Origin of the sequence: Geminicoccus flavidas (assembly GCF_009806515.1) — a bacterium.
GTDB classification, from domain to species: domain Bacteria; phylum Pseudomonadota; class Alphaproteobacteria; order Geminicoccales; family Geminicoccaceae; genus Geminicoccus; species Geminicoccus flavidus.
Window position 1 is genome coordinate 1 of record NZ_WUJP01000773.1, and the last position, 1,829, is coordinate 1,829.

General features: G+C 68.6%; 2 protein-coding genes. Both read right to left on the bottom strand.

The genetic code is table 11. The features are described from left to right. A partial coding sequence (purL, locus tag EQG76_RS22230; RefSeq protein WP_159716502.1) for a phosphoribosylformylglycinamidine synthase subunit PurL occupies positions 1–1,280 on the bottom strand: 1,280 nt, incomplete at its 3' end. Further along, on the bottom strand, positions 1,277–1,829 hold a 553-nt coding region (gene purQ / locus EQG76_RS22235; RefSeq protein ID WP_159716503.1), incomplete at its 5' end, for a phosphoribosylformylglycinamidine synthase subunit PurQ. The genes purQ and purL, both read right to left, overlap by 4 nt.

A 1,829-nucleotide genomic window follows, 5' to 3' on the forward strand; every position in this document is an offset into this window, starting at 1 on the left:
GTGTCGGCGCCGACCGTGTGGTCGTACTGCTCCCAGATCCAGCGCCTGGAGGCGAGGTCCGGGCAGCCGATCAGCCGGAGGATCGCCTGGTCGTGCGGCATGACCGGTACGGCCGGCTCGGACAGCGCCACCGGGATGGGTGCCGCCGGCTCCTCGTAGGGGCGGTCATAGACCGGCGAGCTGCCGGCGATCGGTGCCACCGGCAGGTCGGCCACCACCTCGCCATGGCGCTGGAGCACCATGCGGCCGGTGTCGGTCACCTTGCCGATCACCGCGAAGTCCAGCTCCCACTTCCTGAAGATCGTCTCGGCCACGGCCTCGTGGCCCTCCTTCAGCACCATGAGCATCCGCTCCTGGCTTTCGGAGAGCATGATCTCGTAGGGGGTCATGCCGGGCTCGCGCATCGGCACCCGGTCCAGGTCCAGCTCGATCCCGGCATCGCCCTTCGACGCCATCTCGAACGAGGACGAGGTCAGGCCGGCCGCACCCATGTCCTGGATCGCGACGATCGCGTCCTTCTCCATGAGCTCCAGGCAGGCCTCGATCAGCAACTTCTCGCGGAACGGGTCGCCCACCTGCACGGTCGGCCGCTTCTCGTCGCTGTCCTCCCCGGAGAACTCGGCGGACGCCATGGTGGCGCCATGGATGCCGTCGCGCCCTGTCTTGGCGCCGACATAGACCACCGGATTGCCGATGCCCGCGGCGGCCGCGTAGAAGACCCGGTCGGCACTGGCCACGCCCACGCACATGGCGTTGACCAGGATGTTGCCGTCATAGGCGCGATGGAAGGTGGTCTCGCCGCCCACGGTCGGCACGCCCACGCAGTTGCCATACCCGCCGATGCCGCGCACCACGCCGTCGATCAGGCGTCTGGTCTTGGGGTGCTGCGGCGAGCCGAAGCGCAGCGCGTTCAGATTGGCGATCGGCCGCGCCCCCATGGTGAACACGTCGCGCATGATGCCGCCCACCCCGGTGGCGGCACCCTGGAACGGCTCGATATAGGAGGGGTGGTTGTGGCTCTCCATCTTGAAGATGGCGACCAGCCCGCCGCCGATGTCGACCACACCGGCATTCTCGCCCGGCCCGCACACCACCCAGGGCGCCTCGGTCGGCAGCTTCCTCAGATGGTTCTTCGACGACTTGTAGGAGCAGTGCTCCGACCACATCACCGAGAAGATGCCGAGCTCGACCAGGTTCGGCTCCCGGCCGATCAGCTCGATGATCCGCTGATACTCGTCCGGGCTCAGGCCATGGGACTTGACGATGTCGGGCGTGATCATCCGCGGGTGACCGTTTCGAGCAGGGACTGGAAGATCGCACGGCCGCCGGTATGGCCGGTGCGCGGGTCCACGTGGCATTCGGGATGGGGCATCATGCCGAGCACCCGGCCGCTGGCATCGGTGATGCCGGCGATGTTGCGGAGCGAGCCGTTCGGGTTGTCGACATAGCGGAACACTACCCGGCCCTCGCCTTCCAGCCGGTCGAGCGTCGCCTCGTCGGCCGTGTAGTTGCCATCGCCATGGGCGGTGCTGACCAGGAGCTGGTCGCCCTGGCGGAGCCCAGCGGTGAACGGCGTGCCGGCCCGCTCGACACTCAGCGCACAGGAGTGACAGATGAAGCGCAGGCCGACATTGCGGACCAGGGCGCCCGGCAGCATCCCGGCCTCGCACAGGATCTGGAAGCCGTTGCAGACGCCGAGCACGTGACCACCGGCGCGGGCGAAGTCCGCCACCGCGCGCATCACCGGCGAGCGGGCCGCAATGGCACCGCAACGCAGATAATCGCCATAGGAGAAGCCGCCCGGGATGCCGACCACGTCGACCGGCGGC